The organism is Halorussus salinus, from assembly GCF_004765815.2.
Taxonomy (GTDB): Archaea; Halobacteriota; Halobacteria; order Halobacteriales; family Haladaptataceae; genus Halorussus; species Halorussus salinus.
Window position 1 is genome coordinate 79,533 of record NZ_ML974129.1, and the last position, 25,755, is coordinate 105,287.

General features: G+C 67.7%; 31 protein-coding genes. 17 read left to right on the plus strand and 14 right to left on the minus strand.

Annotated features, from left to right (window positions below):
- Positions 1–321 precede the first annotated feature (321 nt).
- From pyrB to EPL00_RS12235, 4 genes are all read left to right on the plus strand, one after another.
- Entirely contained in the window at positions 322–1,236 is a 915-nt protein-coding gene (gene pyrB, locus EPL00_RS12220) for an aspartate carbamoyltransferase (protein WP_135854449.1), read from the plus strand.
- Complete coding sequence (pyrI, locus tag EPL00_RS12225; RefSeq protein ID WP_135854450.1) at positions 1,233–1,694, plus strand: aspartate carbamoyltransferase regulatory subunit; 462 nt, start codon at positions 1,233–1,235, stop codon at positions 1,692–1,694. The genes pyrB and pyrI overlap by 4 nt, the downstream gene beginning before the upstream one ends.
- Before the next feature lie 194 nt (positions 1,695–1,888).
- Positions 1,889–2,635, plus strand: a complete 747-nt coding sequence (locus tag EPL00_RS12230) for a hypothetical protein (protein ID WP_135854451.1) — start codon at positions 1,889–1,891, stop codon at positions 2,633–2,635.
- A 116-nt stretch (positions 2,636–2,751) separates the two neighbouring features.
- Positions 2,752–3,573 (plus strand): hypothetical protein, encoded by an 822-nt coding sequence (locus EPL00_RS12235; RefSeq protein WP_135854452.1) that lies wholly within the window; start codon positions 2,752–2,754, stop codon positions 3,571–3,573.
- Positions 3,574–3,609: 36 nt separating this feature from the next.
- On the opposite strand, the gene EPL00_RS12240 is transcribed toward EPL00_RS12235, so the two are convergent.
- A complete protein-coding gene (locus EPL00_RS12240) occupies positions 3,610–3,927 on the minus strand; it encodes a HalOD1 output domain-containing protein (RefSeq protein ID WP_135854453.1) in 318 nt (105 codons plus the stop codon).
- Between the two features lie 132 nt (positions 3,928–4,059).
- Positions 4,060–4,623 carry an NUDIX domain-containing protein gene (locus tag EPL00_RS12245; RefSeq protein WP_135854454.1) on the minus strand — a complete coding sequence of 188 codons (564 nt, stop codon included), beginning with the start codon at positions 4,621–4,623 and terminating at the stop codon, positions 4,060–4,062.
- 262 nt (positions 4,624–4,885) lie between these two features.
- On the opposite strand from EPL00_RS12245, the gene EPL00_RS12250 reads away from it, so the two are divergent.
- The 3 genes from EPL00_RS12250 to EPL00_RS12260 all read left to right on the plus strand — a co-directional run bounded on the left by EPL00_RS12250 (position 4,886) and on the right by EPL00_RS12260 (position 7,185).
- Positions 4,886–6,376: an alpha/beta hydrolase gene (locus EPL00_RS12250; RefSeq protein WP_135854455.1), complete on the plus strand. Its 1,491-nt coding sequence runs from the start codon at positions 4,886–4,888 to the stop codon at positions 6,374–6,376.
- Positions 6,377–6,468: 92 nt separating this feature from the next.
- Positions 6,469–6,657, plus strand: coding sequence for a DUF1918 domain-containing protein (locus EPL00_RS12255; RefSeq protein WP_135854456.1), 189 nt, complete (start codon positions 6,469–6,471; stop codon positions 6,655–6,657).
- A 102-nt stretch (positions 6,658–6,759) separates the two neighbouring features.
- Positions 6,760–7,185: an RNA-binding protein gene (locus EPL00_RS12260; protein WP_135854457.1), complete on the plus strand. Its 426-nt coding sequence runs from the start codon at positions 6,760–6,762 to the stop codon at positions 7,183–7,185.
- A gap of 324 nt (positions 7,186–7,509) precedes the next feature.
- On the opposite strand, the gene EPL00_RS12265 is transcribed toward EPL00_RS12260, so the two are convergent.
- Positions 7,510–8,100: a DUF2391 domain-containing protein gene (locus EPL00_RS12265; protein ID WP_135854458.1), complete on the minus strand. Its 591-nt coding sequence runs from the start codon at positions 8,098–8,100 to the stop codon at positions 7,510–7,512.
- Positions 8,101–8,244: 144 nt separating this feature from the next.
- On the opposite strand from EPL00_RS12265, the gene EPL00_RS12270 reads away from it, so the two are divergent.
- Positions 8,245–9,018 carry an SDR family oxidoreductase gene (locus EPL00_RS12270; RefSeq protein WP_135854459.1) on the plus strand — a complete coding sequence of 258 codons (774 nt, stop codon included), beginning with the start codon at positions 8,245–8,247 and terminating at the stop codon, positions 9,016–9,018.
- Positions 9,019–9,064: 46 nt separating this feature from the next.
- Here the strand turns inward: EPL00_RS12270 and EPL00_RS12275 are convergent, their stop codons facing one another.
- On the minus strand, positions 9,065–9,394 hold the full coding sequence (locus EPL00_RS12275; protein WP_135854460.1) for a DUF7344 domain-containing protein: 330 nt from the start codon (positions 9,392–9,394) through the stop codon (positions 9,065–9,067).
- Between the two features lie 231 nt (positions 9,395–9,625).
- Here EPL00_RS12275 and EPL00_RS12280 point away from each other — a divergent pair, with 231 nt between their 5' ends.
- Positions 9,626–10,405, plus strand: coding sequence for a helix-turn-helix transcriptional regulator (locus tag EPL00_RS12280; protein ID WP_135854461.1), 780 nt, complete (start codon positions 9,626–9,628; stop codon positions 10,403–10,405).
- Here EPL00_RS12280 and EPL00_RS12285 read toward each other — a convergent pair whose 3' ends face one another.
- The 5 genes from EPL00_RS12285 to EPL00_RS12305 form a co-directional block, all read right to left on the minus strand.
- Positions 10,406–11,257: an enoyl-CoA hydratase/isomerase family protein gene (locus tag EPL00_RS12285; protein ID WP_135854462.1), complete on the minus strand. Its 852-nt coding sequence runs from the start codon at positions 11,255–11,257 to the stop codon at positions 10,406–10,408.
- Positions 11,254–12,141, minus strand: a complete 888-nt coding sequence (locus EPL00_RS12290) for a 3-hydroxyacyl-CoA dehydrogenase family protein (protein WP_135854685.1) — start codon at positions 12,139–12,141, stop codon at positions 11,254–11,256. The genes EPL00_RS12285 and EPL00_RS12290 overlap by 4 nt, the downstream gene beginning before the upstream one ends.
- Positions 12,142–12,224: 83 nt before the next feature.
- Complete coding sequence (locus tag EPL00_RS12295) at positions 12,225–12,905, minus strand: hypothetical protein (RefSeq protein ID WP_135854463.1); 681 nt, start codon at positions 12,903–12,905, stop codon at positions 12,225–12,227.
- Positions 12,906–13,039: 134 nt separating this feature from the next.
- The gene (locus EPL00_RS12300; protein WP_135854464.1) at positions 13,040–14,563 is read right to left on the minus strand and encodes a zinc ribbon domain-containing protein; all 1,524 of its coding nucleotides are present in this window, start codon (positions 14,561–14,563) and stop codon (positions 13,040–13,042) included.
- The gene (locus EPL00_RS12305) at positions 14,560–15,738 is read right to left on the minus strand and encodes a thiolase domain-containing protein (protein WP_135854465.1); all 1,179 of its coding nucleotides are present in this window, start codon (positions 15,736–15,738) and stop codon (positions 14,560–14,562) included. Before EPL00_RS12305 ends, EPL00_RS12300 begins: the two co-directional genes overlap by 4 nt.
- A gap of 162 nt (positions 15,739–15,900) precedes the next feature.
- Here EPL00_RS12305 and EPL00_RS24045 point away from each other — a divergent pair, with 162 nt between their 5' ends.
- The 3 genes from EPL00_RS24045 to paaK all read left to right on the plus strand — a co-directional run bounded on the left by EPL00_RS24045 (position 15,901) and on the right by paaK (position 18,547).
- A complete protein-coding gene (locus EPL00_RS24045; RefSeq protein WP_274380994.1) occupies positions 15,901–16,029 on the plus strand; it encodes a hypothetical protein in 129 nt (42 codons plus the stop codon).
- A gap of 1 nt (position 16,030) precedes the next feature.
- A complete protein-coding gene (locus tag EPL00_RS12310; protein WP_135854466.1) occupies positions 16,031–17,122 on the plus strand; it encodes a YeiH family protein in 1,092 nt (363 codons plus the stop codon).
- 126 nt (positions 17,123–17,248) lie between these two features.
- Complete coding sequence (gene paaK, locus EPL00_RS12315) at positions 17,249–18,547, plus strand: phenylacetate--CoA ligase PaaK (protein ID WP_135854467.1); 1,299 nt, start codon at positions 17,249–17,251, stop codon at positions 18,545–18,547.
- Between the two features lie 230 nt (positions 18,548–18,777).
- Here paaK and EPL00_RS12320 read toward each other — a convergent pair whose 3' ends face one another.
- Positions 18,778–18,945, minus strand: a complete 168-nt coding sequence (locus EPL00_RS12320) for a hypothetical protein (RefSeq protein ID WP_162224210.1) — start codon at positions 18,943–18,945, stop codon at positions 18,778–18,780.
- An 85-nt stretch (positions 18,946–19,030) separates the two neighbouring features.
- On the opposite strand from EPL00_RS12320, the gene EPL00_RS12325 reads away from it, so the two are divergent.
- Positions 19,031–19,585: a flavodoxin domain-containing protein gene (locus EPL00_RS12325; RefSeq protein ID WP_135854468.1), complete on the plus strand. Its 555-nt coding sequence runs from the start codon at positions 19,031–19,033 to the stop codon at positions 19,583–19,585.
- Here EPL00_RS12325 and EPL00_RS12330 read toward each other — a convergent pair.
- The 3 genes from EPL00_RS12330 to paaI all read right to left on the minus strand — a co-directional run bounded on the left by EPL00_RS12330 (position 19,582) and on the right by paaI (position 22,290).
- Positions 19,582–20,283: a LiaF transmembrane domain-containing protein gene (locus EPL00_RS12330; RefSeq protein ID WP_135854469.1), complete on the minus strand. Its 702-nt coding sequence runs from the start codon at positions 20,281–20,283 to the stop codon at positions 19,582–19,584. The genes EPL00_RS12325 and EPL00_RS12330 overlap by 4 nt on opposite strands.
- Positions 20,284–20,366: 83 nt before the next feature.
- Positions 20,367–21,725 (minus strand): hypothetical protein, encoded by a 1,359-nt coding sequence (locus EPL00_RS12335; RefSeq protein ID WP_135854470.1) that lies wholly within the window; start codon positions 21,723–21,725, stop codon positions 20,367–20,369.
- A gap of 160 nt (positions 21,726–21,885) precedes the next feature.
- On the minus strand, positions 21,886–22,290 hold the full coding sequence (gene paaI / locus EPL00_RS12340; RefSeq protein ID WP_135854471.1) for a hydroxyphenylacetyl-CoA thioesterase PaaI: 405 nt from the start codon (positions 22,288–22,290) through the stop codon (positions 21,886–21,888).
- 144 nt (positions 22,291–22,434) lie between these two features.
- On the opposite strand from paaI, the gene EPL00_RS12345 reads away from it, so the two are divergent.
- The 3 genes from EPL00_RS12345 to EPL00_RS12355 all read left to right on the plus strand — a co-directional run bounded on the left by EPL00_RS12345 (position 22,435) and on the right by EPL00_RS12355 (position 24,661).
- Positions 22,435–22,905: a MaoC/PaaZ C-terminal domain-containing protein gene (locus EPL00_RS12345; RefSeq protein ID WP_135854472.1), complete on the plus strand. Its 471-nt coding sequence runs from the start codon at positions 22,435–22,437 to the stop codon at positions 22,903–22,905.
- Positions 22,906–22,972: 67 nt separating this feature from the next.
- Entirely contained in the window at positions 22,973–23,689 is a 717-nt protein-coding gene (locus tag EPL00_RS12350; protein ID WP_135854473.1) for a CPBP family intramembrane glutamic endopeptidase, read from the plus strand.
- 90 nt (positions 23,690–23,779) lie between these two features.
- A complete protein-coding gene (locus EPL00_RS12355; RefSeq protein WP_135854474.1) occupies positions 23,780–24,661 on the plus strand; it encodes an amidohydrolase family protein in 882 nt (293 codons plus the stop codon).
- A gap of 214 nt (positions 24,662–24,875) precedes the next feature.
- Here EPL00_RS12355 and EPL00_RS12360 read toward each other — a convergent pair whose 3' ends face one another.
- Positions 24,876–25,274, minus strand: a complete 399-nt coding sequence (locus tag EPL00_RS12360; RefSeq protein WP_238398190.1) for a hypothetical protein — start codon at positions 25,272–25,274, stop codon at positions 24,876–24,878.
- 100 nt (positions 25,275–25,374) lie between these two features.
- On the opposite strand from EPL00_RS12360, the gene EPL00_RS12365 reads away from it, so the two are divergent.
- Complete coding sequence (locus EPL00_RS12365) at positions 25,375–25,740, plus strand: hypothetical protein (RefSeq protein ID WP_135854475.1); 366 nt, start codon at positions 25,375–25,377, stop codon at positions 25,738–25,740.
- Positions 25,741–25,755: the final 15 nt, after the last annotated feature.

Below are 25,755 nucleotides of genomic sequence, written 5' to 3' on the forward strand. Positions count from 1 at the left end.
GTGGGTCCGCCGCCGAGCGACACTGCTGACCGACTCGCCAGCTATCTGCCCGCGACCGCTCGCTCGGGTCGCGCAACTTCCGCGACCAGAGCGACACGTCCGGCCGAGGTTCGTCGCGGCTTCGGACTTAAGCCCTCGGGGCGGACTCCTCGGTCGTCGTGCTGGCCGGTCGGGTGTCAGTCCTTCGACGAGGTACGCCTCTGCACTCTATGGAAATATTTCCGTTTTAATGCATAGCTACGGATGTTCGAGTGACCACTCACTCGGCCTTCGAATCTCACTCCGAGAGATTCAAGACGCGTCCGCTATCCTACTCTACCAATGCGGGACGACCACCTCATAACTGCGAAACAGCTCTCTCGGGAGGACGTAGAGTCGGTCCTCGACCGGGCGGCGGAGTTCGACGCCGACCCCGCCGCGTTCGGGGACCGCCACGAGGAGTCGATACTGGGACTGTGCTTCTTCGAGCCGAGTACCCGGACGAAGATGAGCTTCGAGACCGCCATCAAGCGCCTCGGGGGCGACACGGTGGACATGGGCACCGTCGAGTCCTCGTCGGTCAAGAAGGGCGAGAGTCTGGCCGACACCGCCCGCGTCATCGAGGGGTACGCCGACGCGCTCGTGTTGCGCCATCCGAGTCAGGGCGCGGCCAAGATGGTCGAGGAGTTCGTGGACGTGCCCCTGCTCAACGCGGGCGACGGCGCGGGCCACCACCCGACCCAGACCCTGCTCGACCTCTACACGATTCGGGAGAACGCCGGGCTGGACGACTTGACCATCGGCATCATGGGCGACTTGAAGTACGGCCGCACCGTCCACTCGCTGGCTCACGCGCTGACGAACTTCGACGCCGACCAGCACTTCATCAGCCCCGAGAGTCTGCAACTGCCCCGGAGCGTGCGCTACGACCTCCACGAGGAGGGCGCGATGGTCCGGGAACACACGGAACTGGACGAGATTCTGCCCTCGCTCGACGTGCTCTATGTCACGCGCATCCAGCGCGAGCGGTTCCCCGACGAGAACGAGTATCAGGAGATAGCGGGCGAGTACGGCATCGACCTCGACACGCTCGAACCGGCGAAAGACGACCTGACCGTGATGCATCCGCTCCCCCGCGTGGACGAAATCGCGCCCGAGGTGGACGACACCGACTACGCGACCTACTTCGAGCAGGCTCACAACGGCGTGCCGGTCAGGATGGCACTCCTCGACCAGATGCTGGAGGGAGGACAATGAGCGACCACCAACTCCGCGTCAGCAAGATTCCGAAGGGGACCGTCATCGACCACATCCGCGCCGGGCAGGCGCTCAACGTCCTCGCCATCCTCGGCATCGACGGCGAGTCGGGCGACGCCGTCAGCGTCGGGATGAACGTCCCGAGCGACCGGATGGGCCACAAGGACATCGTGAAAGTCGAGGGCCGCGAGTTGAGCCAAGACGAGGTGGACGTGCTGTCGCTCATCGCGCCCGAGGCGACCATCAACATCATCCGGGAGTACGAAGTCGCCGAGAAGCAGTATCTCGAACGCCCCGAGCGCGTGGTCGGCGTCCTCTCCTGTCCGAACCACAACTGCATCACGAACCAGAACGAGCCGGTCGAGACGAAGTTCGACGTGTTGGACGACGGCGTGCGCTGTGAGTACTGCGAGACCATCGTCCGCGAGGACCTCGCGGCTCACATCGCCGTCGAGTAGCGCAAGCGATTCGGGGAACGATTCGCGGGACGACACCGCGGTGACGGCCCGCGACTCGACCACGTGCCGACCCCGATTCACGGTCGTGAATCGGGATAAGTGGCGACTACTTTGCACGAAACGTTTCGTTACGAGACAAAACGGACAGAACAGTCGTTTTCGTTTATTTCCGGCCTCGGAGTAGCCCTTCGGAGATGAACGCTCGACCACTTCCCGCCGTCGCGCTCGCACTCGCGGTCCTGCTCGCCGGGGTCGGACCGGTCGTCGGCCTCGGGACCGACGCCGCCCCGTCCGCTCGGTCAGCGCCGAACGCTACTGCGCCCGCGTCCGCTCCGTCGAACGCGACCGCGTCCGACGCCGACGACTCGTTCGCTCAGTACAAGGTGTCGCTGAACAACGTGACGGTTCGGACGTGGCTGATACGCAACTCGACGGTGCTGAACGCGACGGTCGAGAACGTCGTGGTCCGGAACGCCACGACCGAGAACGGGAGTCGGGCGAACGTCACGCTCTCGAACGTCTCTGTCGGTCGGTTCGCGCTCGACCGCGCTCGGATGCAGAACGTCACCGCCCGGAAACTGGTCATCCGGAACAAGTCCATCCTCGACGTGCCCGGCGGGAGCTTCTTCGACCCGAACGTCGAGAACCGGACCATCGACCGCCAGTGGACGAAAAACGACACCGTCTCGGGCGTGGTCATCGACCGCCTCGTCGTGGACGCGGCCATCCTCTGTGGTAACGCGTCGCTCGGCCAGCGCGCGACGGGGAACTCCTCGGTCGCGCCCGGAGCGGGCGACGAGCGACCCGACATCACCGTCGAGAACGGCACGGTCGGCGAGGCGCTGGTCATCCGAGGAGCGGCCTCGAACTGGTCGGTCGAGTCGGTGAACCAGCCCGCGCCGACGAACGCGACGTTGCCGCAGGGGTGCAGTCGCGGATAAGGGGTGTAGTCGTAGAGAGGGAGACAGTCGCGGGCGGGTGACGCAGTCCCGGCTGGGAGAGAGACGCGACCGCCCGAGAGCGAACCACTTACCCGCGCAGACGACCAACCGCGGGTATGTACGGCGTCGTCACGCGCAACGAGGAGGAACTCGACTGGTCGGAGTTCGACCGCGGCTTCTTCGAGGTCAAGGACGTGACCGGCAGGTCGGCCGAACCCCTCGCCGGGGCGGTGAACATGGTGTCGTGTTTCGGGGACAACGCCGCCGTCGAGGCCGACCCCGACCTCGCGGCGGTCAGCGACGCGGGCGAACTCGCCACCCGCGAGCGCCGCTACTTCGACTGGGCGTACGTCTGTCCGACCCGCGAGGACTACCGGGAGGGCGTCCTCGAAATCGTCTCCGACTGCGCCGAAGCGAACCCCGACGTTCGCCTCGACGACGTGGGGTTCCCGCGCGCGGAGTACTGTCACTGCGAGCGATGCGACGAGCGGTTCGCGGCCAGCGACTTCGAGGACCGCTTCGAGTGGCGCGCGGACGTGATAACCGAGTTCACGGCCGCGGCCGCCGACCGGATTCCCGGCACGACCTACTTCACGCTCTACCCCGACCCGTATCCGGGCCACCTCTACGAGCGGTCGGGACTCGACGTGGACGCCCTCGCCGAATACGTAGACGAGTTCGTCGTCCCCCTCTACGACATGGCCTACGAGACGACCTACTGGCTCGAAACTATCGCCAGCGGCTTCGAGGACGCGCTGGACGCACCCTTCAGCGTCGAACTCTACGCGGTCGACGTGGACGTGGACAACCTCATTCACGCCGCGGAGGTCGCCGACGAGTACGCCGAGAACGTCTACTTCGGCTACGACGCCAGCAACGCGCGGGCCGCGCTCCGGCGCAAGCGGGCCGAGTCCCGCGAGGGCGTCTCCCACGAGTAGCGCGCCCGAGAGCGGACACGGGCCACGAAGGGTCTCTCACGTCCGAGGGTGAATCTCCACGTCCCCGTCCGCCTCGACCACGACCCGGTGGTCGGCCAGTCGGAACTCGACGCGCCCCGACTCGCGGACGCGCCCGCCGGGCGTCCGCGCGAAGAGGTCGTCCACCGCCTCGGCGTCCACCGAGTGCTGTAGGGGTTCCATCTCCGAGGGGTCGCACTCCTCGACGGCGGCGACGGCGTTTACCGTCACTTCGCTCGGCGACTCCTCGCTCGGGTCGTACGTCGTCGTGTAGCAGTCGTTCGTCTCGTCGTAGTCGAGTCTTCCGTCGGTCGGTAACAGTGTTTCGTCGCTCATGTGTTCTCCCACGACACCGACCGTAGAGTGCGCCCCTCACTGTCGATGTCAGGTCTCGAAATTAACGCACGACTCCCGTCGTCGTAATGTTCCGCGCTCAAAATTAATGGCCTCCGTCGCTTGCATACCGACTTACTCCAGCGCGAACTCGCGCCACGCCCGCAGGTCCTCGCGGTCGCGGGTGTTCTCGGGCAGGTCCCGGAACCAGTCGGCGTCAGTGACCTCGCCGTCGGGGTCTTCCGGTTCCGGCGTCACGTCGTCCTCGACGCGGGCCTCGAACAGGGGGAGGACGCCCCACGTCGCGTAGTCGTCGCACTGGACCTCGACCCGGACGTTCATCGCCAGTCCGTCGTAACTGGCTTCGACGCCAGCCTCCTCGGCGAGTTCGCGCTCGGCGGCCCGCCGAAACGACTCGTCGGGGTCGGGTTCCCCGCCGGGGACGACCCACATGTCCACGCCCGCGTGCCAGACCAACAGGAGTTCGCCCGACGGTCGGTAGACGACCGAGTGTGCGCCGTAGGGCGCGCCGAACTCCGCGATTCGCTCCGCGAGCGTGCGGAACCGCGAGCGCGAGACCCGGCGACTGTGGCGGCGTTCGAGGAAGTCGTCGTAGCCGTCGGTCAGGCGATGGTGGGCCTGTTCGGCGCGCTGGTTCGCTCGGGTGGCGAGATACCACAGGTCGTCAACTGTGGTCATCGGAGCGTCGTGCGGACGAAATCGACTGACAGCGAGCGGGTCGAACCGCGGGAGAGGGCGAGCGCAAAGTCATACTCCGTGGGTTGTCCGGCCGACCGAATAAGCCTTCGGTCGGCCGAACCGACGCCGGACTCGTCTCCCGGCCGACAGCTCCACCGCCAGTTTTAATATCGAGTGTAAAGAGTACTTTACTGTAAAGGGAGCTTTACGACAAACGACCTTTACGCAGCGACCCCGCTGACGACTCCACGGCTTTCCACCCATGACACGACTCGACCGACGCAACGTCCTGACCGCTGTCGGCACGGGCCTGACCGCACTGCTGGCTGGCTGTCAGGGCGCTGGCGACGCCACCGACACGACTGCATCGACCGAGACCTCCACCCCCGCGACGACTACACCGTCCGAGACCACGACGACCGACGAGACGACCAGCGACGCCTCCGACCCCGAGGAGCTACGACGCCGGGCGAAGGAGTTCGTGGGCCTCCTCGCCGACGGCTCCTTCGAGGAGGCCCACGGTCGGTTCGACGCGAACATGGCCGACCAGCTTTCCGTCCAGCAACTCCAGCAGGTCTGGTCCGGGCTGAAGTCCCAAATCGGTAGCTTCAGCACGCTCACGGCCCTAGAGGTTGGGTCGGAGAATGGCTACGATGTCGTGACCGGAATCGCGGAGTTCGACCGCGGCCGCCGAGAGGTCATCCTGTATTTCGGCGGCGACGCCATCGCCGGGTTCCGGATTCAGCGCGTGACCGAGGAGTGGACCTCGCCCGCGTACGCCGACCAGTCGTCGTTCACCGAGCGGTCGGTTTCGCTCTCCGCGACCGACGCCTGCACGCTGGAGGGGACCCTGACCCTGCCGAACGGCGTCGAGCGCGCGCCGGGCGTCCTCCTCGTCCACGGGTCTGGTCCGATAGACCGCGACGGCACTTTCGGCCCGAACAAGGTCTACAAGGACCTCGCGTGGGGGCTGGCCTCCCGCGGCGTGGCGGTCCTCCGCTACGACAAGCGCACCGCCGCCTGCGACGTAAACCTCGCGGAGATAACCATCGACGAGGTGGTGACCAACGACGCACTCACCGCCGTCGAGGAGCTTCGCAAGACCGACCTCGTGACGGACGACGACGTGGTGGTCGCGGGCCACAGCCTCGGGGGAACCCTCGCACCGCGCATCGCCGCCCGCGACGGGAACCTCGCTGGCGTCGTCATGCTTGCGCCGCTGGCCCGGTCGGCGAGCGACGCTATCATCGACCAGAACCGGTACCTCGCGGAACTGGACGGAACCGTCACCGACGCCGAGGAGGAACAACTGAACCGCTCGCGGCGAATCGCCGAACAGATACGCAGTCTCGACTTCCCCGACGACGAGGTGGTCCACCTCGGGGGCGACGAGTACTGGCGCACGCTCGCGGAGTACGACCACCTCCAGACGGCGAGCGACCTCGCGATTCCGCGACTGCTCCTGTTCGGCGAGCGCGACTATCAGGTCACGGTCGAGGAGGACCTCCCCCGCTGGAGAGACGCGCTCGACGGCGAGTCGAACGCCACGCTCCGGCGGTACGACCGCCTCAATCACCTGTTCATGCCCGGTAGCGGGAAGCCGAACGCCGAGGAGTACTTCGAGCGCAACCACGTCGCCGAGCGCGTCGTGACCGACTTCGCGGCGTTCGTCGGTGACGCGACGGGCGTCGAAGTCGGCGTCGGTGGGACTGCAACGACCGGCGCGGATAGCACTGGCACCACCACCGAGTGAGAGTCGGTGCGGGGGTCCGGCCGCCGGTCGGCCGACCTGCGGCCCGACGCCGAACCGGGTCGTTTTTACCATCAGCGAGGCTACGACGACCTATGAGCTTCGAGGAAGACGACCACGTCATCCTGCACGACGAGCACAGCGAGTACGACGGCGAAGAGGGCCAGATTACACAGGTCATGGACACGATGTTCGGCGACAGCACCTACACCGTCAGCTTCGAGGACGGACAGGAGACCGGCATCCCCGAGGACTCGCTGGAAGCCGTCGAAGACGAAGAGTAACGCCGACCCCGCGTTTTCCGGACTGCCAGACGACGAACAGCGCGCTCGCCGTCCCGTGCGAACGAAACGCCTTTTTCCGTCCGGGGGGTCTACCTCCTCTCGATGGCCGAAGTTCCGTTCCACTACATCGACCTGCGGGCGTTCTGCTACGCGACCGAGGACGACAAGCGCGTCGAGCAGGCCCTGCGGACCTACCTCCCCGACGAGTTCGAAATCGAGCGCGCGACCAGCGAGGGCCACCACGGCGACCGCATCCTCGTTCTCTCGGCGCGCGTCGAGAACGCCGACGAGATGCGCCACGTCCTCTCGAAGGTGGCCGAACTGCCCGACGCCGAGGAGTTGCTGGACGAACTCGACGACCGCGTGGACGACAACTGCTCGCTGTTCCTCCGACTCGACAAGCAGGCGGCCTACCGCGGCGGGGCCGAACTGGGCGAGGGAATCACGTTCCGCGCCAAAGTCGAGGCCTACCCCGCCAAGAAGGAGGCCGCCGTCGAGAACGCCCGCGAGGCGCTGGCGTCGCTCTGAAGGCCGAAAGGAAGAGTGGCAGTTCGCCCGAGTCAGTGCGCCGTGAACCCGTCTATCGTCCCGTCACAGTCGGGACAGGAGACCAGTTCCGAACCGGTCGATTTACCGCCGAGTGGTTCGCCGTTCCGCCGCGTCTGAGTCTTCGCTTGCCGATTCAGGTCCGAACCGCAGTGTGGACATTCTATCATACGTCTCACCAGAAGTTCTGTGTGAACAGGTACCAATACCCGCACGACACAGATATACTTTGTGTTGTCTGATTGTACACTTGACAAATCCTCCGGGCCGCGGCGGACGACGACGAGCGACCGCGACTCGCGTCCGTCACGACCCCGGAAGGATGTCGCCGAGCGCCGCGCCGACGGCCATCGGGACGAACGTGACCGTCGTCTGGCAGAGCGCGAGCCACGGCGTCGTCCAGTCGATGCGGCCCCACCCGGTCATCAGGAGCGTCGCGCTCAGAAACGAGATGGTGAGGACGCCGACGAGTCGGCGAGGGACCACGCCGAAGAACGGCTGGTAGATTTCGACCTGCTGAATCTCCGCGACGTAGAGGACGCCGACGACCAGTCCCACCGTCGCGAATAGGGTGGCGACCAGCAGGGCGGGGTGGGTCGCGAGGTGCGCCCCGATTTCCAAGGTGCCGCCCTCCGCGAGCATCGGAACCCCGATGAGGACGCTCCCGACCGCCGCCTCCGCGGCGTCGTGGCGGTCGAACCCCCGGATGACCCGACCGAACGCGCTCGGGGTCGAGACCCGGCGCGCGACCCGCATCGTCTCGCGGACCTGCTCTAACTCCTCGGGGTCGTCCACGGTCTCCTCGAGCGTTTCGAGTTCGTCCAGCAGGTCGTCGAGTTCGGGGTCCTCCCCCGGATTCGACTCGCCGCCGGAACGCTCGCGCTGGGGGTCGCTCATGTCCGTCGCATGACGCCCGCAGGTGATAAACGTCGAGGTCCGAAGCGCCGAGGTCCAAACCGCGAAGTCCGAGCCCCCGACCTCCGAGACTCGTCGCGTTCGCCAGACCCAAACGCCAAGGTCCCGGCGGGCGGTGGTTGCGGTATGCCAGCAGCACTCGTCACCGGCTCCTCGCGGGGCATCGGTCGGGCAGTCGCCGAACGGTTCGCACGCGACGGCTACGACGTGGCGATCAACTACGTCTCCAGCGCCCAGCAGGCGCGAGCGGTCGCCGAGTCTATCGAGCGGGAGACCCAACGCGACGCAATCGCGGTCCGGGCCGACGTGGGCGACCCCGAGGAGGCCGCGGACCTCGTGGACGCCGCCGTCGAGGCCTTCGGCGGACTGTCCCACGTGGTGAACAACGCGGGTATCGACCAGCACGTCTACACCGAGAAGCTGTCGCCCGAGGACTTCGACGGCGTGATGGACACCAACGTCAACGGCGCGTTCAACGTGACGAAGGCCGCCCTGCCGCACCTCCGCGAGGCGGCCGACGGAGAGGCGGCGAGCGAGGAGGCCGACGCCGACCCCGCGCCGACGCCCTCGGTCACGAACGTCTCCTCGATTCTGGCCCACACCGGCGCGCCGGTCGAGTGTCACTACGCCGCCTCGAAAGCCGGGATTCTGGGGCTGACCAAGAGCCACGCCGGGGACTTCGCGCCCGAGATTCGGGTCAACGCCATCGCGCCCGGTCACGTCGAGACCGACATGACCGCCGACCGGACCGAGGCGGAGAAAGAGGCGGAGATGGCCGAGATACCGGTCGAGCGGTTCGGCCAACCGCGGGACATCGCCGACGCCGCGGCCTACCTCCGGGACGCCGGGTTCGTCACGGGCGAGACGCTAAACGTCAACGGCGGGGAACTGATGCGGTAGGGAGTCTGCGTCGCGCCGCGCCGGGCGACTCCTCGCGTCGCCGCGCTCAGAGTTCGAGATACCGGTCGGCCCAGTCGGGGCGCGGTCGGGCCTCGACGGCGTTCTCGTCGGCGTCGTAGCGCACGAGTCCGGCCTCGTCCAGTTTCGGCAGGTGGACGTGGTGGAGTTTGATTTCGACGCTGGAGTCGGACTCGTCGGCGAGTCGGTCGCCCAACTCCGAGAGCGCGACCGGCCCCTCGTCGGGGTCGAGCGCGCGGAGCGCGCGCCGCCGGAGCGAGTCGCCGAGCAGACTCCACAGTCGCTCGGGCGTGAGGTCGGTCGCCGGGGACTCGGGGGTGATTCGGGGCGGTGTCGAACCGTCTCGATTTCCTATCATGAGGTACCACAGCGAGTTCACCGAATCAAGGGGCCCGGCGTATTTGATTGTACTCGACCGGACACGATTCGGCGTCGGACTCGCGTCCGAGTGCGGTACCGACGTTTCGAGGGTCGAAACGCGTCCGAATCCTCGAAACAACTCCCGACGAGACGCTCCGCAAAGCGGTGCCGAAACGAATACGTCGCTCGCGTTGGAATACACGATAGTCACACAACTGCGAACTACTACATGACCGACGAACCCGACTCCGACCTCCGCGAGTGTATCTCGACGGTGGTCAAGCGCACGGCGTTTCTGGACCGGCTCGCCGACGAACCGACGAGCAAGCGCGACCTGCGCGACGAGTTGGACCTCTCGCGTTCGACGGTCTACAAGGCGGTTCGTGAACTCGAAGCCCTCGGACTCGTGACCGAAACCGACGCGGGCGTGGCGCTCACGCTGGTCGGTCGTCTCCTCGCCGAGGAGTGCCGGGCGTTCGAGTCGCGCGCGGCCGCCGTCACCGACGCCGCGTCGCTCCTGTCGGCGCTCCCCGCCGACGTGCCGGTGACGACCGACTTGCTCGTCGGGGCCGAGACGGTCCGCGGCGAGCGCCACGCGCCGACCGGCCCGGTCGAACACATTGACGAGGTGGTGCGCCGGACCGACCGCGTGGTCGGGTTCACGCCGGTCGTCCTCCCGCAGTACGTGGACATGGTTCACGAGGAGGTCGTCGCCGACGACCTGACCGCCGACCTCGTGTTGGAGGCCCCGGTCGTAGAGTACCTGCGGGAGAACCACGACGAGCGCCTTCGAGAGGCGCTGGCCAGTGGGAACCTCTCGGTCCGTCGGACCGGCGAGACACTGCCGTTCGGACTCGTCGTCGCCGAGGGCGAGGGGTTGGTCCTCATCGTCTACGACGAGACCGGGGACCTCCGTGGCGTCCTGCTGAACGACACCGAAGCCGCGCTCGACTGGGGGACGGAGCTGTTCCGGACCTACTGGGAGCGGGCGGGCGACGAGTCGGGGTGACTACGTCCCTTCCCACTCGGGGTCGCGGTCCTCGAAGAAGGCGTCGATGCCCTCGTTCTTGTCCTCGGAGGCGAACAGGTGGGCGAACAGTTCGGCCTCGTACTCGATGCCCTGCTCCAACTCCATCCGACTGCTGGCCTTCACGGCCTTCTTCGCGAATTCGAGTGCGAGGGGACTCTTCTCGGCCATCGATTCCGCGAGGTCGTAGACGCGCTCCTCGAACTCCGCTTCGTCGTGAACCTCGTCCACGAGTCCGATGTCGCGGGCTTCTCCCGCGTCGATGAGTTCGCCCGAGAGAATCAGCTTCATCGCTTGGCCCTCGCCGACGAGTCGGGGGAGTCGCTGAGTGCCGCCGCCGCCGGGCATGATGCCGAGGTTGATTTCGGGTTGGCCCAACTTCGCTCCCTCGCGGGCGATGCGCGTGTCGCAGGCCTGCGCGAGTTCACAACCGCCGCCGAGCGCGTGGCCGTTGATAGCGCCGATAACCGGCTGTTCGAGGTCGTCCACGTACTCGTAGACTCTGGGGCGCTTGCTCGCCTCGCGCTGTTCGAGCGGGCCGCGCTCGCGCAGTTCCGTCACGTCCGCGCCCGCGACGAACGCGCCCGACTCGTCCGAGCCGGTGAGAACGACCACGCGCACGTCGCTGGCCTCGATGGCGTCCAGCATGTCCTTCAACTCGGCGCGCAGTTGGGCGTTCAAGGCGTTGCGGGCGTCGGGCCGCGAGAGCGTGACGGTGGCGACGTGTTCGACGCGCTCGCCGACCGACACCTCGACCGTCTCGCACTCCGCGCCGACCGCTTCGGGACTGCCGGGCGCGGCGTCGCCGTTCTCGCGTTCGCTCCCGTCGCTCATTCGTCGTCACCCCAGTCGCCGGAGGTGCCCACGATTTCGCCGTCCTCCCAGACGTAGAACCCCTCGCCGGTCTTCTTGCCGAGTTTCCCGGCCCGGACCTTCCGGCGCAGAATCTGGGGCGGGCGGAACCGCTCGCCCAACTCGTCGCGGAGGTGTTCGAGGATGTCCAGTCGCACGTCCAGCCCCACCACGTCGCCCAGTTCCACCGGTCCCATCGGGTGATTGTAGCCCAGTTCCATCGACTGGTCGATATCGCGCGGGCTGGCGACGCCCTCCTCGACCATCCGCATCGCCTCGACGCCCAAGGCGACCCCGAGGCGCGACGAGGCGAACCCGGCGGTGTCCTGCACTTCGATGCCGGTCTTGCCGACGTTCTCCACGAATTCCGTGACGAACTCGACGGTCTCGTCGTCGGTCTGCTCGCCGACGACGATTTCGACCAACTGCATGATGTGGACTGGGTTGAAAAAGTGCAGGCCGATTCCCCGACCGGGGTCGTCGAGCGCCGAGACGATTTCGGTGACGGGGAGCGACGAGGTGTTCGACGCGATGACGGCGTCGTCGGGCGCGGCCGCCTCGACCTCCTCGAAGGTCTGTTTCTTGAGGTCCACGTCCTCGGGGACCGCCTCGACCACGAGGTCGGCCTCGGCGACGGCCGCCGCGAGGTCGGTCGTGCCAGAGATGCGCGAGAGCGTCGCGGCCTTCTGGTCGCCCGACACCTTGTCGCGCTCGACGCCGCCCTGTAGGTTCTCCTCGATGGCGTCGATGCCCTCGTCCACGAGGCTCTCCTCGATGTCCCGAATCGTCACGCTGTGTCCGGCCATCGCCGAGACTTGGGCGATGCCGTGGCCCATCGTCCCGGCTCCCAACACGGCGACTTGCAGGTCGTTCATGTCGGATAGAACGGCGTTCGGCGTGGGGTTAAGCGTTTATCTCTCGGGCGTGGTCTCCTCGTCTAGCGTCGGAGTCAAGTCTCGCGCGACCACCGCCCCCGGAGCAACCCGAGTCCGACGGCGACCGCCGCCACCTGCCCGACGGTCGCCTGCCACTCGGGGGGCGCGCCGCGAGGAGCCCGCTCCTCGGCGAGGTAGTAGTAGGTCCCGTTCGCCCGGACGGTCCTGTGGGCCGCGTCGAGCGGTTCGCCGCGCGTGCGGACCTCCTCGCCGTCGAGCGCCCGCTGGCCTTTCTCCGAGAGGTCGCCGGGCGCGACAGAGATGTTCCGCAGTATTTCGGGCGGCGTGACCTCCTCCAGCGCGTAGGTCACGCGGTACCGGTCGTCGGAAATCTCGGTCCGGTTTATCCGCCAGCGGTAGAACGGCTTGCCGGTCCCGCTGTCCTCCACGATGACGTACTTCGTGTCGAACTCGTACGCGCGGGAGAGGAGTCCGGTCTGGTTCACGACCACCGGCCCGTTCTGGGCGACGCGGGCCGCGAGGACGCACTGCCTGCCGAAGTCGTCGAAGTCGTCGCAGGCCAGCCCCTCGATTTGGCCGGTCGCCCACAGCGTCCCGGTGACGTGGTCGGTGTACTGGACCTCCTCGGCCTCGTACTCGTAGGTCGTCGCTCCCGCGTCGGGCAACAGCCAGAACGGACTCGCCACGAGCGCCAGCGCGACGACGAGGCGGAGGTGGGAGGACCACTCGGACACGTCCACAGGTTACGCTCGGGTGGCAAGTGCTTTTTCACTCCGGCGGTCTCACCGGGTTCGGGTGCCTATTCCGTTCTCAAAGAAATATTATTAGGCTTTTCGGGACTGTGTAGATTGTTCGAGGTCTTCCTCGGTCACTGCGTTCCCTGCGGCCGAACTTTGAATCCGTACCGAGTCACGCCCTCCTGCGTGTAGATGCGCCGCATCGTCGTCTCCACGCCGTCGCCGATTTCGACGCTTTCGGGGTCCGCGGCGACGACCTGCGCGGGGACGCTGGCCTCGCCGCCCTCGGGACCCCGCAAGGCCACGACGGCCACCCCGAAGTCGCCCGACTGGGCCTGCTGTTCGGCGAACTCCGGCGGAGCCCCGCCTTGCGAGATGACGGTCGCGGCCTCGACGCGGCCCTCGCCGGTCAGCGCCACCTCGTCGTACTCCTCCACGAGCGTCTTGCAGTCGTTGCAGGCACCCTCCGGCGGGAAGTTGAGTGCGCCGCAGTCGGGACACCGACCGGCGACGAGTCGATGGCGCTGGTCGAGCGTGCGCTTCCACGAGGGCACGCTGACGTAGGCTCCGCCGCCGTCCGGCGGTCCCGACGTGAGTTCCCCGCGCTTGCGCAGGTACTCGGCGTAGCTGACTCGCTCGCCCTCGGAGAGCGCGAGGTCGGCGGCGACGACGGCGCTCTCGTCGCCGTCGCCACCCTCACCGCCATCCCCGCGGGTCTCGACCAGCAGGGCGTCCGCGCCCGCGCCGCTCCCGAACGAGGCGGCCAGAATCCGCTCGTCGCCGTCGGCCAGCGCGGCGGCGAGCGAGAGCGGCACGCTCGCCGCGCCCGTGTCGCCCAACTCGTGGACGGTCGCGCACCGCTGAATCCGGTCGGTCTCGACGCCGAGCGCGCCCGCCGCGCGGTAGGGCAGCTTGCCGTTCGGCGCTTGGACCGCGGCGGCGTCGATTTCGCCGCCGTCGTACTCCAACTGCTCGACCGCTCCGGCCAGCGTCTCGGTGAACGCCTGTCGTTCGTATCCGGTCGCACCGAGTCCTTCGACCGTCTCCGAGCCAGCGCGCCGGAAGCGCGTGCCGGGGAACTCCTCGGCGTACTCGGCGCGCGCGGTGACTTCGCCCGCTCCCGATTCGGAGAGGAGCAACGCGGCCGCGCCCGCTCCGGCGGCGTGGTCCTCGGCGCTGTCGGGTTCTCCTCGGGGGCAGTCGGCGGCGACGACGAGGCCGACCTCCTCGCGCTCCCCGGACGCCTCGCTACCCCACGGTCCGGCCGACAGTGAGGCATCGAGCGCCCGCGTCCCGGCGCGCGTACTCCCCGTGAAGACGTGGCGAGTCGCGTCGGCCGGAACCCCGAGCATCCCGCCGAGTCGGGCCGAGAGGTCTTCCTCCGCAAGCGGGGGCGTCGTGGACGCAAACGCGAGAAACGCCACGTCCGACCCGTCGCGGTCGGCGGCGTCCAGCGCCCGCGTCGCGGCCTCGTAGGCCATCGTCGCCGCGTCCTCGTCGGCGTCCGGCACCGCCTTCGACTGGACGCCCGCGGCGTGGAACTGCCCCCACGCGGCCTCGAACTCCTCGGCCGAGACGCGGAATCGGGGCGCGTAGGCTCCGACCGCTTCGATTGCGGGTTGCTCCTCGGGCGGGGTGGATTCGCGGTCGCTCATGCCTCGACCTCCCGTTCTTTTTCGAGTACGTGAACCACGGCGGCCCCGCCGCTCCCGCCGACGTTGTGCGTCAGGCCGCGGGTCGCGCCCTCGACCTGCCGATTTCCGGCGTCGCCCGAGAGTTGCTTGAAGGCTTCGGCGACCTGTCCCGCACCGGTCGCGCCGATTGGGTGGCCCTTCGACTTCAGCCCCCCGGAGGAGTTCACCGGCAACTCGCCGTCGAGCGCGGTCGTCCCGGACTCGACCAACTGGCCGCCCTCGCCGGGGGCACAGAAGCCCAAGTCCTCGTAGGCCAGAATCTCGGCGATGGAGAAACAATCGTGGACCTCCGCGAAGTCGAGGTCGTCGGGCGAGACCCCGGCGCGGTCGTAGGCCGTCTCCGCGGCGCGCCGGGAGGCTTCGATGCCGGTGTAGCTGTCGCGCTGGAACAGGCCCACCGCGTCGCTCGCCGCGCCGACGCCCGCGACGCGAATCGGGTCGTCGGTGTACTCGCCGACGACCTCCTCGCTCGCTATCAGTGCGACGGCGGCCCCGTCGGTCGTCGGACAGCAGTGATAGAGCGTCAGCGGGTCGGCGACGGTCTGGGCGGTCTCGGCGTCTTCGAGCGAACACTCGAAGCCCAGTTGTGCGTGAGGATTCTTCGCGCCGTTGCGGTGGTTCTTCACCGCGACGTGCGAGAGTTGTTCGGTGGTGGTGCCGTACTCGGCCATGTGGGCGTCGGCCATCTGGGCGTAGACGCCCGCGAAGGTGGTCCCCGAGAGGCGTTCCCACTCGGTCTCGCCCGAGACGCCGAGCCAGTACTTCGTCGCGTCGCCGGACGCGTCGGTCATGATTTCGACGCCGCCAGCAAGCACCACGTCGGCCATCCCCGAGCGGACCGCTTGGACGGCCTGCCGGACGGCGTAGCCCGACGCGGCGCAGGCGTTCTCGACGCGCGTGGTCGGGATGCCGTGGAGGCCGACGTGTTCGGTCACGGCCGGGCCGGAGAGTCCCAACTGGCGACCGCCGACGCCGAGGGTGCCGACGACCGCCTCGTCTACCTCCTCGGGGTCCATCCCCGCGGGCACCGACTCGCGGGCCGCCTCGAACGCGCTGGTGAATAGCGACCGGTAGCTTTCGTCGGGGAACGACCCGAAGTCGGTCTGGGCCGCGCCGACGAGGTAGGCGTCTCGCATGTACACCACGTGACGGTCTCGGTGGAAATAATTGCCGTTGTCGGCCGGTTTCGGTCGCCGCCGGATTTCGGGTGGCCGTCCGGTCGGGGCGTCTCGCGCCGACGCCCGCCGCTCGCCGAACCCGAAAGCATAACGGCGGGCGGACCGGCAGTTCGGAACGAGATGGTAGGTGCGGGGGCACTGCGGACGTTCGGCGAGCGACCGAGGAGACCGGCGGCCGACCTCGACCGGGGGTGGCGAGCGACCGCGGTCGGCCATCGCGTCGCCCCGGCGGTGCGGGTCGCGGCGTAGGATGGCCCCGAAAGCCCCGAATCGCTCGGCCCTGCTGGATTCGCTCGGCGACCTGCTCCCCGGTCTCGCGCTCCTCGTCGCGCTCGCGCTCGTCGCCCGCGGTCTCGCCGCGTTCGTCCCGGTTCCCGCGCTCCTGCTCGCCGTGCTGGTCGGCGGACTCCTCGCCAACACCGTCGGCGTCCCCGACCGCTTCGAGTCGGGCGTCGGGACCTACAATTTCTGGCTGGAGGTCGGTATCGTCCTGATGGGCGTCCGGGTCTCGCTCGACGCGCTGGTCGAAGCGGGGCCGACTCTGCTCGTCACGGTCGTCGGCGTGGTCGGGTTCACACTCGTCGTCGCGGAACTCCTCGCACGCGGGTTCGACCTCCAGCGTCGCCTCGGGTCGCTGGTCGCGGCGGGCGCGAGCGTCTGCGGCGTCTCGGCGGTCGTCGCGGTCGCGGGAGCGATTCGGGCCGACGAGGAACACGTCGCCTACGCGACCAGCACGATACTGGTCTTCGACGCGCTCACGCTCTTTACCTACCCCGCGGTCGGCCACGCGCTCGGACTGGCCGACCGGGTGTTCGGCGTCTGGGCGGGACTGACGATGTTCAGCACCGGCCCCGTGACGGCCGCCGGGTTCGCCTACTCGGAGGTCGCCGGACAGTGGGCGACCGTGGCGAAGTTGACCCGCAACGTCCTGCTGGGCGGACTGGTCGTGGCGTACTCAGTGGTCTACGCCGGGTCGGGTTCGGGCGACGAATCGGCCGTCGGGTCGGGTTCGGACGACGAATCGGCCGTCGGGTCGCCGTCGGGCGACGGTTCCGCGTCGGCGGTGTCGTTCCTCCGGAGCCTCTGGGACGGCTTCCCGACGTTCGTCCTCGGGTTCCTCGCGCTGGTCGTGCTGGCCAGCGCGGGCGTCTTCACCGACCCGCAACTCGCCCGCATCGAGGAGGCCTATCGCGCGGCGTTCCTCGTCGCCTTCGCGGGCCTCGGCACGAGCGTCGCGCTCGGCGACCTGCGCGAGACCGGGGTTCGCCCGCTGGCGGTCCTCGCGCTCACGCTCGCGGTCGTGAGCGCGGTCGTGCTGGTCGTCGTCCGAGTCGTCTTCTGACGCGACGCGGGAGTGGCCGGTTCGCGCGCGGTAATCGAACTTCCGGCGGTCACGACGCCGAGGTTCCGCGACGACGCCTCCACCGACCAAACAGTTTAGACCCTCTCTTGCGAATGATTATTCGACATGGTCTACAACGACGTAGAGAGCCTCCCCCGCGAGGAGTTGCGCGATTTGCAGAGCGAGCGACTCGCCGAGACCGTCGAGTACGCCTACGAGAACGTCGAGTTCTACCGCGAGGCGCTGGAGGAGGCGGGCCTCTCGCCCGAGGATATCGAGAGCGTCGAGGACATCTCGAAGCTCCCGTTCACGACGAAGGAGGACTTCCGCGACGAGTACCCCGACGGCCTCTTCGCGGTCGAACACGACGAGGTCAGCCGGATTCACGCTTCGTCGGGCACCACGGGCAAGCCCAAAATCGTGAGCTACACCGACGAGGACTTGGGCGTCTGGCGGGAGGTCATGGCTCGGTCGCTGTACGCGGCGGGCGTCCGCCCCGACCACGTCGTCCAGAACGCCTACGGCTACGGCCTGTTCACGGGCGGTCTGGGATTCCACGACGGCGTGGAGGAACTGGGGGCCTGCGTCATCCCGACCGGCGGCGGCAACACCGCCCGCCAGTTGGACATGTTGCAGGACATGGAGAGCGACGTACTGTCGGCCACGCCCTCCTACTGCCTCTATCTGGCGGAGGCCGCCGAGGAGCGCGGCATCGACCCGAGGGACCTCCCGCTCTCGACGGTCATCATCGGCGCGGAACCGTTCACCGACCCCATGCGCGAGGAGATAGAGGAGGCCCTCGACGTGACCGCAGTGGACGTGTACGGTCTGTCGGAAATCATCGGACCGGGCGTCTCCATCGAGTGCGAGGAGGTCCAGCACGGCCTGCACGTCTGGGAGGACCACTTCTACCCCGAGGTCGTGGACCCTCGGACCGGCGAACCGCTCCCCGAGGGCGAGGAGGGCGAACTCGTCCTGACGAGTCTGACGAAGGAGGCCCTGCCGGTCCTCCGGTACCGCACGGGCGACATGACCTCGCTGACTTACGACGAGTGCGACTGCGGGCGCACCGTGGTCCGGATGGACAACGTGACCGGGCGCACCGACGACCTCCTCATCGTCCGCGGGGTGAACGTCTACCCGAGCCAAATCGAGGAGGTGATGGTGGACATCGAGGACGTGGCTCCGCACTACCGCATCGACCTCTACCGCCGCGGGAACTTGGACCGGATGGAACTCACCGTCGAGTACCACGAGGAGTACGAGGGGACCCACGACGAACTCGAACGACGCATCCGCGAGAAACTGGAGGAGACCTTGGAGGTCAAGCCCGACGAAATCGAGGTCGTCGGACCGGGCGTCGTGGACCGGACCGAGGTCGGAAAGGTCAAGCGCGTGTTCGACCACCGAGGAGACGACGAGTGAGACGGTAGGCGCGTCGTCGTTCTCGTTCTTCTCGCCGTTCCGAAGGCTCCGGACCGCTCAGTACGAAACGGCGTTTCCCCGAGCGTGACTGCCGGAATATCCGAGAAGACCTTTTAGAAAGCCCCCGCCCGCTCGCGGTCGCTCGGCGACATCTCCGCCGCTCCCTGCGGTCGCTCCGGAGAGGGGTCGCCGAGACGACCACGGCCTCCGGCCGCGAGCGGGCGGCCCCTTTATCCACCCCGTCGGTTGCGTCGCCGAGCGTCTGTCGCGTCGCCGAGCGTCTGTCGGTGGTTCGTCGCGGGGAGTGCGCTCCTCGTCCGCCCCAACCTCCTGCGGTCCTCGTCCCTCGCGCAGATGGGGGCGACGACCGCGAGCGTCGCGGCAGTATCGCTTTTCACCGACGACGTTGGGTTCCGGGGTGGTGAGACCGATGTTCGACAGGTCCGAAATCACGGCCGAAACCACAACCGGAGGAGACCGCTGATGGCGCGCGTCGCGCTCCTCTACGGGACCACCGAGGGACAGACCGCGACCATCGCCGAGCGAATCGCCGACGTGTTGGCCGACGCGGGCCACGAGCCGACCCTGATTCACGCCAAGCACCTGCCCGAGGAGTTCTCGCTCGCGGACTACGACGCCGCGGTGGTCGGGGCGTCGCTCCACTACGGGAAACACCAGAAGTACGTCCGGCGGTTCGTCCGCGAGCGCGCCGACGAACTGAACGGGATGCCCTCGGCGTTCTTCTCGGTCAGCCTCGCCGCGGCGGCCGGGACCGACGAGGGCTGGCGGGAGGCCCGCGGAAAGCTCGAAGACCTCCTCGGCGAGACCGGCTGGGACCCCGACGCGACCGCGGTCGTGCCCGGCGCGCTCAAGTACAGCGAGTACGGCGTCCTCAAGCGGTTCCTGATGAAACGAATCTCCAAGAAGACGGGCGGGGACACCGACGCGTCCCGCGACTACGAGTACACCGACTGGGACGAGGTAGAGGGCTTCGCGGCCGATTTCGGCGAGTCGCTGGCCGAGGCGGCGAACAGTTAGTCGGTCACGCTGATGCCGCCGAAAGCGACGAACCCCGTCACCACGAGGTCCACCTCGTCGTGTTCCTCGTCGCGGCGCGGGCGGTCGTCCTCGGCCGCGCCGAACACCGGAATCGCGTCGATGCGGACGTTCCAGTCGCGCGGGACCACCACGTCCACGCCGCCGAACAGCGCGGTCGCCGAGACCTGCGCCGGGCGGTCGGAAATTCGGGCGTCCCGGAGGTCGAGTTCCGCGCCGCCGAACACCGCGGTCAGGTCCCCGCCCGCGAACGACTTCGATGTCGAACGCTTCTCGTTGCCGCCGAAGAACGCGAGGGCGGAGACGTACTCGTCGGCGACCGTGTGGACGCGAGCGCGGTAGCGCGCCAGCACGACCGAGAGTCCGAAGACGATGACGAACACGGGCCAGAGCGGCGCGAGGTCGGCGACCTCGACGATTCCGAGCGCGACCAGTTGCGCCCCGCCAGCGACGAGGACGATTATCGCCGGTCCCGCGACGTTCCGGAACTCGCTGGCGACCATCGCGTACACCGCCACGAGGACGAACAGCGAGGGGACGTAGGTCAACAGCGAGTCGGTTTCGAAGAGACCGGTCGTGTCCAGCAGAAGCAACACGCCCAGCAGGACGACGAGCGCGCCGAAGATGGTCTGGCTGGTCGGTCTGCGTCCGAGGTTTCTAGATCGAGTTTCCGTGGCCATGCTCCTAGTACGACGAGTGGAGAGATAACCGTATCCGAAGCCTCTCAAATCCCGAGAATCAGGACCTCTCGACGCGATTGTCTCTACTTGACGGCGAACCTGACGCGATACCGGACGGTCGAGCCATCGGTTCTGCCCCGACCCGTCACACCGAACGACCCCGCCACGACGTACTCGCCCGGCGGCAGGTCGGCCGGGACCGCGTACTCCTCGGCGACCGACTCGCCGGGCGCGAGCGTCGAAACCAGCGCCACCTCCTCGGTCGCCGTCACGTCCCGGCCTGCGGTTCGAACGCGGTTGCTGGCGGCGTAGGCGTCGGTCCAGAGGAGATGCCGGGACTTCTCGCCGTCTTCCGCGGAGCGACACCGGACGACGCCGAAGGGTCGCGGCGGACCGCTGGCGAGTCGCACCTCGCCGCCGCTTCCGGTTCCGTCGCCACCCCCGCTCGCGTCGCTCCCCTCGTGGCGGGCCGCGAGTCGAAGTCGCCCCTCGCGGACCTCGGCCTCGACCGAGACCGGGACCTCACCGTCGGACTCCACGTAACTCGTGTAGAACGTGCCGTCGAGCGCGACGTACCGGTGGTCCCGGAGCGCGTCCAGCAGGCCCGCGGGCGCGCGGTCGAACCCGTACGCCCCGCGCGCCCGGCCAGCGCGCCGGACGAGTTCGCGGGTGCGTTCCGGGGCCGCGTCGGCGCGCCAGACCGCGCCGCCGACCGCCGCCGAGACGGGGACCTCGGTCGCCGAGAGTTCGGCGGGCGGGCCAGCGTCGTCCACCTCGACGGCGAAATCGAGGAGGTCGCCGTGGTAGCGCGCGGCGTCGTAGTTCTCGAAGAACGCCCGGAGCGCGGGCCAGACGTAGCTCAACTCGACGCCCTCCCGGCGGGCGATTCGCAGGAGACCCGTGGCGACGTACTCGTCGCGGGTGACGGCGCGCTCGTACTCGGCGTAGGTCGCAATCGCGCCCGTCACGTCGCGCTCGGCGACGGTCTCGGCCGTGACGCGGTAGGTCGGCAGGGTGTCGTCGAGCCGGTAGTAGGTGCCCGACCGCTCCACGAACGGGGTCGCGCTGGCGAACTCGCAGAGCCACTCCGGCGGGTCGCGGGTCCGGTAGGTGCCGTCTATCGCGCTGGCCGCGACCTCCCGCTCGCGGGGCGAGAGGTCCGAGAACGGCGTAACTCGTCCGCGGGGGTCGTCGCCGAGGTCGTTCAGTCGGACCACGCGGTCGAACGTCTCGGCGCGCCGGACCGACAGCGCGCGGTCGGTCGCGGCCGGTCGGGTCTCGTCCGGCGCGGCCGAGTCTCCGCGGTTCGCCGCGCCGCGGTTCGTCGCGCCGGGGTCCGTCCCGCCGTCGCTCCCGCTCGACGCCCGGAGCGAACCGAGGAGTCCGGCGGTTCCCGTCGCCGTCGCGGCGACCGCGAGGCCGAGGAACGGGCGGCGTCGCATACCGGTGGATGACACTCGGGGTTCAAAAGTATGCAGGAATTAAAATAGGCTTGTCGGGGCGGCGACTCCGGCGGCGGGTCTGCGCTCCGGAGTCGAACCATCGGCGCTCGTCGGACCGCGGATGAACGGCGACGCCACCGTCCGGGGAAAACGGCGGAGGCTACTTTTCGCCGGGGCGGTACACTCGGCCGCGGAACGCCGCGACTTCGTCGTCGCGCTCGTCGGTGACGGCGACGCGGTAGGACGCGGTTCGGCCGCGCTCGTGGACGCGCTCGGCTTCGGCGGTCAGCGTCTCGCCGACTTCGACCGCCTCGAAGTAGGAGATGTTGGTCTCCAGCGCGAGCGCGGTGTCGCCCTCGCCGTTCGACGCGGCCGCGAACGCGGCGTCCGCCAGCGAGTAGACGGCTCCGCCGTGGGGCGTCCCGTGGAAGTTCAGCAGGTCCTCGGTGACGGTCAGTTGGGTGGTCGCGGTGCCGGGTTCGAGGTCGGTCAACTCGACGCCCAACGTCTCGCAGAAGGGGTCCGAGGCGATTCGTTCGCGGCGTTCGTCGGGAATTTCGGCCATGGGCGCAGTTCGCGCGACGGGCACTTAGTGTTCGACTTCGGCGACCGACTCGACTCGTCTCGATTGCTCACCGTCGTCGGTCCTCTCTGACTCCTCCACGAAAGATACCATAGAATTTTGTCGCCGACGAGCGAACCCCGAAATATGCCGTACAGCTACACGCCTCACCACTTCGAGGACTTCGAGGAGGGACAGACCTTCGAGAGCGTCGGCCGGACCGTCACCGAGTACGACTTCGTCCAGCACTCGGCGTTCGCGGGCGACTGGACCGAACTCCACACCAACAAGGAGTACGCCGAGGACGAGTACTTCGGCGAGCGCGTGGCCCACGGCCCCATGACGTTCGTCCTCGCCACGGGGTTCGTCTACCGCACCGGCATCTTGGAGCGGACCGTGCTGGCGTTCCTCGGGATGAACTACATGGACATCCCGAACCCGGTCCACATGGACGACACCGTCTCGCTGGACATGGAAGTCGTGGAGACGAAGGAGATTTCGAGCCGAGACGACTCCGGGATGGTCGTCATCGACACGACGATGACGAATCAGGAGGACACCGTGGTCTTCGAGGGCGACATGAAGTTCCTCATCAAGAAGGACGAGGGCGACGAGTAGGCCGATTCCGCTCCTCCTGCGGCGACTAATCGAAATAGTTTTGTAATAATTATTTTACTATCGAGTCATGGACTACTCGTCAGCGCGGCGTGGCGAATCATCCGACGTGGCATCCCTCGAAGGCCGCTCGCTCGTCGCGGTCGGGGCCGTCCTCGCGGTGATGCCCGTCACCCTTCTCGTCTTCGCCGTCGTCGGCGGACTCACCGGAACCGGACCGAACGAGTTCGACCTCCCGAGCGTCTTCCTGCTGTACGGCCTCGCCAACCTCGCCGTCCTCGGCGGGGCGTACGCGGTCCTCTCGCCCGCCGAGCGACGGGCGGCGTTTCCCCTCCGGCGACCGACCGGCCGCGAACTGCTCGCCGTCGCCGCCGCCTTCGTCGTCGGTCTCGGCGTCTTCGAGGTCACGACCGCGGTCACGTCCTCGTTCGGCTACGAGGTGAGCGGCCTCTCGTACTCGCTGTCGGACCCCGCGACGCTCGCCGCCGTGGTCGTCGGTCCCGTCCTGCTCGGGCCGTGGGTCGAGGAGTTGCTCTACCGAGGGTTGCTCCTCGGCGGCCTGCTCGCTCGTGGCTGGTCCCCGCTCGCGGCGGCCGCGGGAACGATTCTGGTCTTCGGCGCGATTCACGTCCCGTTCTTCGGGGTGGCGGGCGGCGTCTTCGTCACGGTCTGGAGCCTCCTCCCGACCGCGCTTCGGCTCCGGTACGGCGACCTCACCGGCCCGAGCCTGTTGCACGCGGCGAACAACGCCTTCTCGTATCTGGTCGTCGTCGCGCTCGGGATGTGAGTTTTCGCGTCCGGACGCGATTCCGAGCCGTCGTCGCTCCGACCACCACCCTTCGCACGATTTTTCACTACAGTTCCCGAACACCACTCCATGCCCAAACTCGACGTAGTTCGAGACCATCCCGACGAGAATCCCATCATCGACACCCACTGCCACCAACCCACCGAGGAGTTCCTGCACGACGCCGGTGGGCTGATGATGGAGGACGCCGCCGAGAAGTTCGGCTCGTCAATCGAGACCGACACCTACGACAACCTCATCGAGGAGTACCACGAGGTCGGCATCGGCAAGACCGTCCTGCTGGGGTGGGACGCCGAGACCAACACCGGCAACCCGCCGGTACCTAACGACTACGTCGCGGAGGTGCGCGACGAGTACGACGACTTCTTCGTCGGGTTCGCCAGCGTGGACCCGCTGAAAGACGACTGCGTGGAAGAGGCCGAGCGCGCGGTCAAGGACCTCGGTCTCTCCGGGTTCAAGTTCCAGCAAATCGCGCAGGGCTTCGACCCGAGCGACCCCGAACACGAGGAGCTGTTTTCGACCATCGAGGACCTCGGGGTCCCGGTCGTCTTCCACGGCGGCAACTCCACGCTCGGGGCTGGCGCGCCCGGCGGTCGCGGGCTGAAAATCAAGTACGGCAACCCGATGCTGATAGACGACGTGGCGGCCGAGCATCCCGACCTCCAGATTCTCCTCGCGCATCCCGCGTTCCCGTGGGAGAAAGAGCAGTTGGCCATCTGCCAGCAGAAGGGCAACGTCTACATGGACCTCTCGGGGTGGATGCCCCGGTACATCGACGACCAAGTGTTGCACTACGCCAAGACGCTCCTGCAGGACAAGGTGATGTTCGGTACGGACTACCCGATGATAGAACCGGCACCGTGGCTGGAGCAGTTCGAAGAACTCGACTTCCCCGACGAGGTTCAGCGCAAGATTCTCTGGGAGAACGCAGAACAGTTCCTCGGACTCTGACTCGCGGGAACGCACTTTCGAGGTTGGTTTCAGAACGATACGACTGCTGCGTCGAACTCAGCACTCCAGAGTCGGGAACTCCTCGCACGTACAGAACGGAACCACGCTGATTTCGAATGCCATATTTTGTCACCTCCGTACGTATTTGATATATCGCATGTTTAAATTATTTTTTGCTAGATAGAGGTACATTAACACGGCCACCGCCCCGACTCTACTCGCCGTCGTCGGCCTCCACGAGGGTCGTCTCGTCACCGCTCGCGTGGCGAATCTCGACCGCGTGGCGAGTGTGGCGCGCGTGGGTCTCGGCCCATCGCGTCGCGGCGTCGCTGGCGAGTCGTTCGGCCTCCTCGGGACAGTGACGACAGACGGCCCGCCACGTCGCTATCTCGTCGGGGAAGTGGCCGGTGTGCCGGCGGTGGTCGAGCGCGAACTGCTCGACGGCGTGGTTGCCCACGCCCAAGTCCGCGAACTCGTCGGCGAGGTCCCACTCGCGGTCGCACCGCTCGCAGGTCACGATGGGGGCGTCGAACTCGTCGTTCGTCGCCGGGCCGCCGGTCGGTCCGTCGCCCGGTAGCGGGTCGTCGGTCGGGCCGTCGCGTCCGTCTGCCATACCCCACCGTAGCGAGGCCAGCCATTTGAGTGTCGTCCCCGAGACCGAATCGAAAGACGAGAACGAAAGCGCATTTGTTCCCCGAAAAACACGTTCGGGTGTGGTACTCGACGCATTTCGCTCTCGGGGTTTCTCGGTGGGTCGTCTGCTGGTCACGCTCCCGTTGGTGGCACTACTGGCCGCCGCCGTACTCTACGGAGACCCCGACCCGTCGTCGCTGGCGTTCGTACTCACGACAGTCGTCTTTCTCGCTGTGAGTGCCGTCCGCCGATTCCGAACCCACGACGCGTGGCCGGTCGTCCACACTGGCATGCTGTTCGTGTGGGGCCTCGCGCTCTTTTTCGTCGGCGGCGACCCGCGCTCGTACGGGTTGCTCCTCGTCGTCGTCGGACTGGTCGGTGCCGCCGTCGAGACGTACAACTACCGCCACGGAACGTCCTACGGTCAGATTTCGCGGTCGGAGTGACGACGTTTGGGGCCG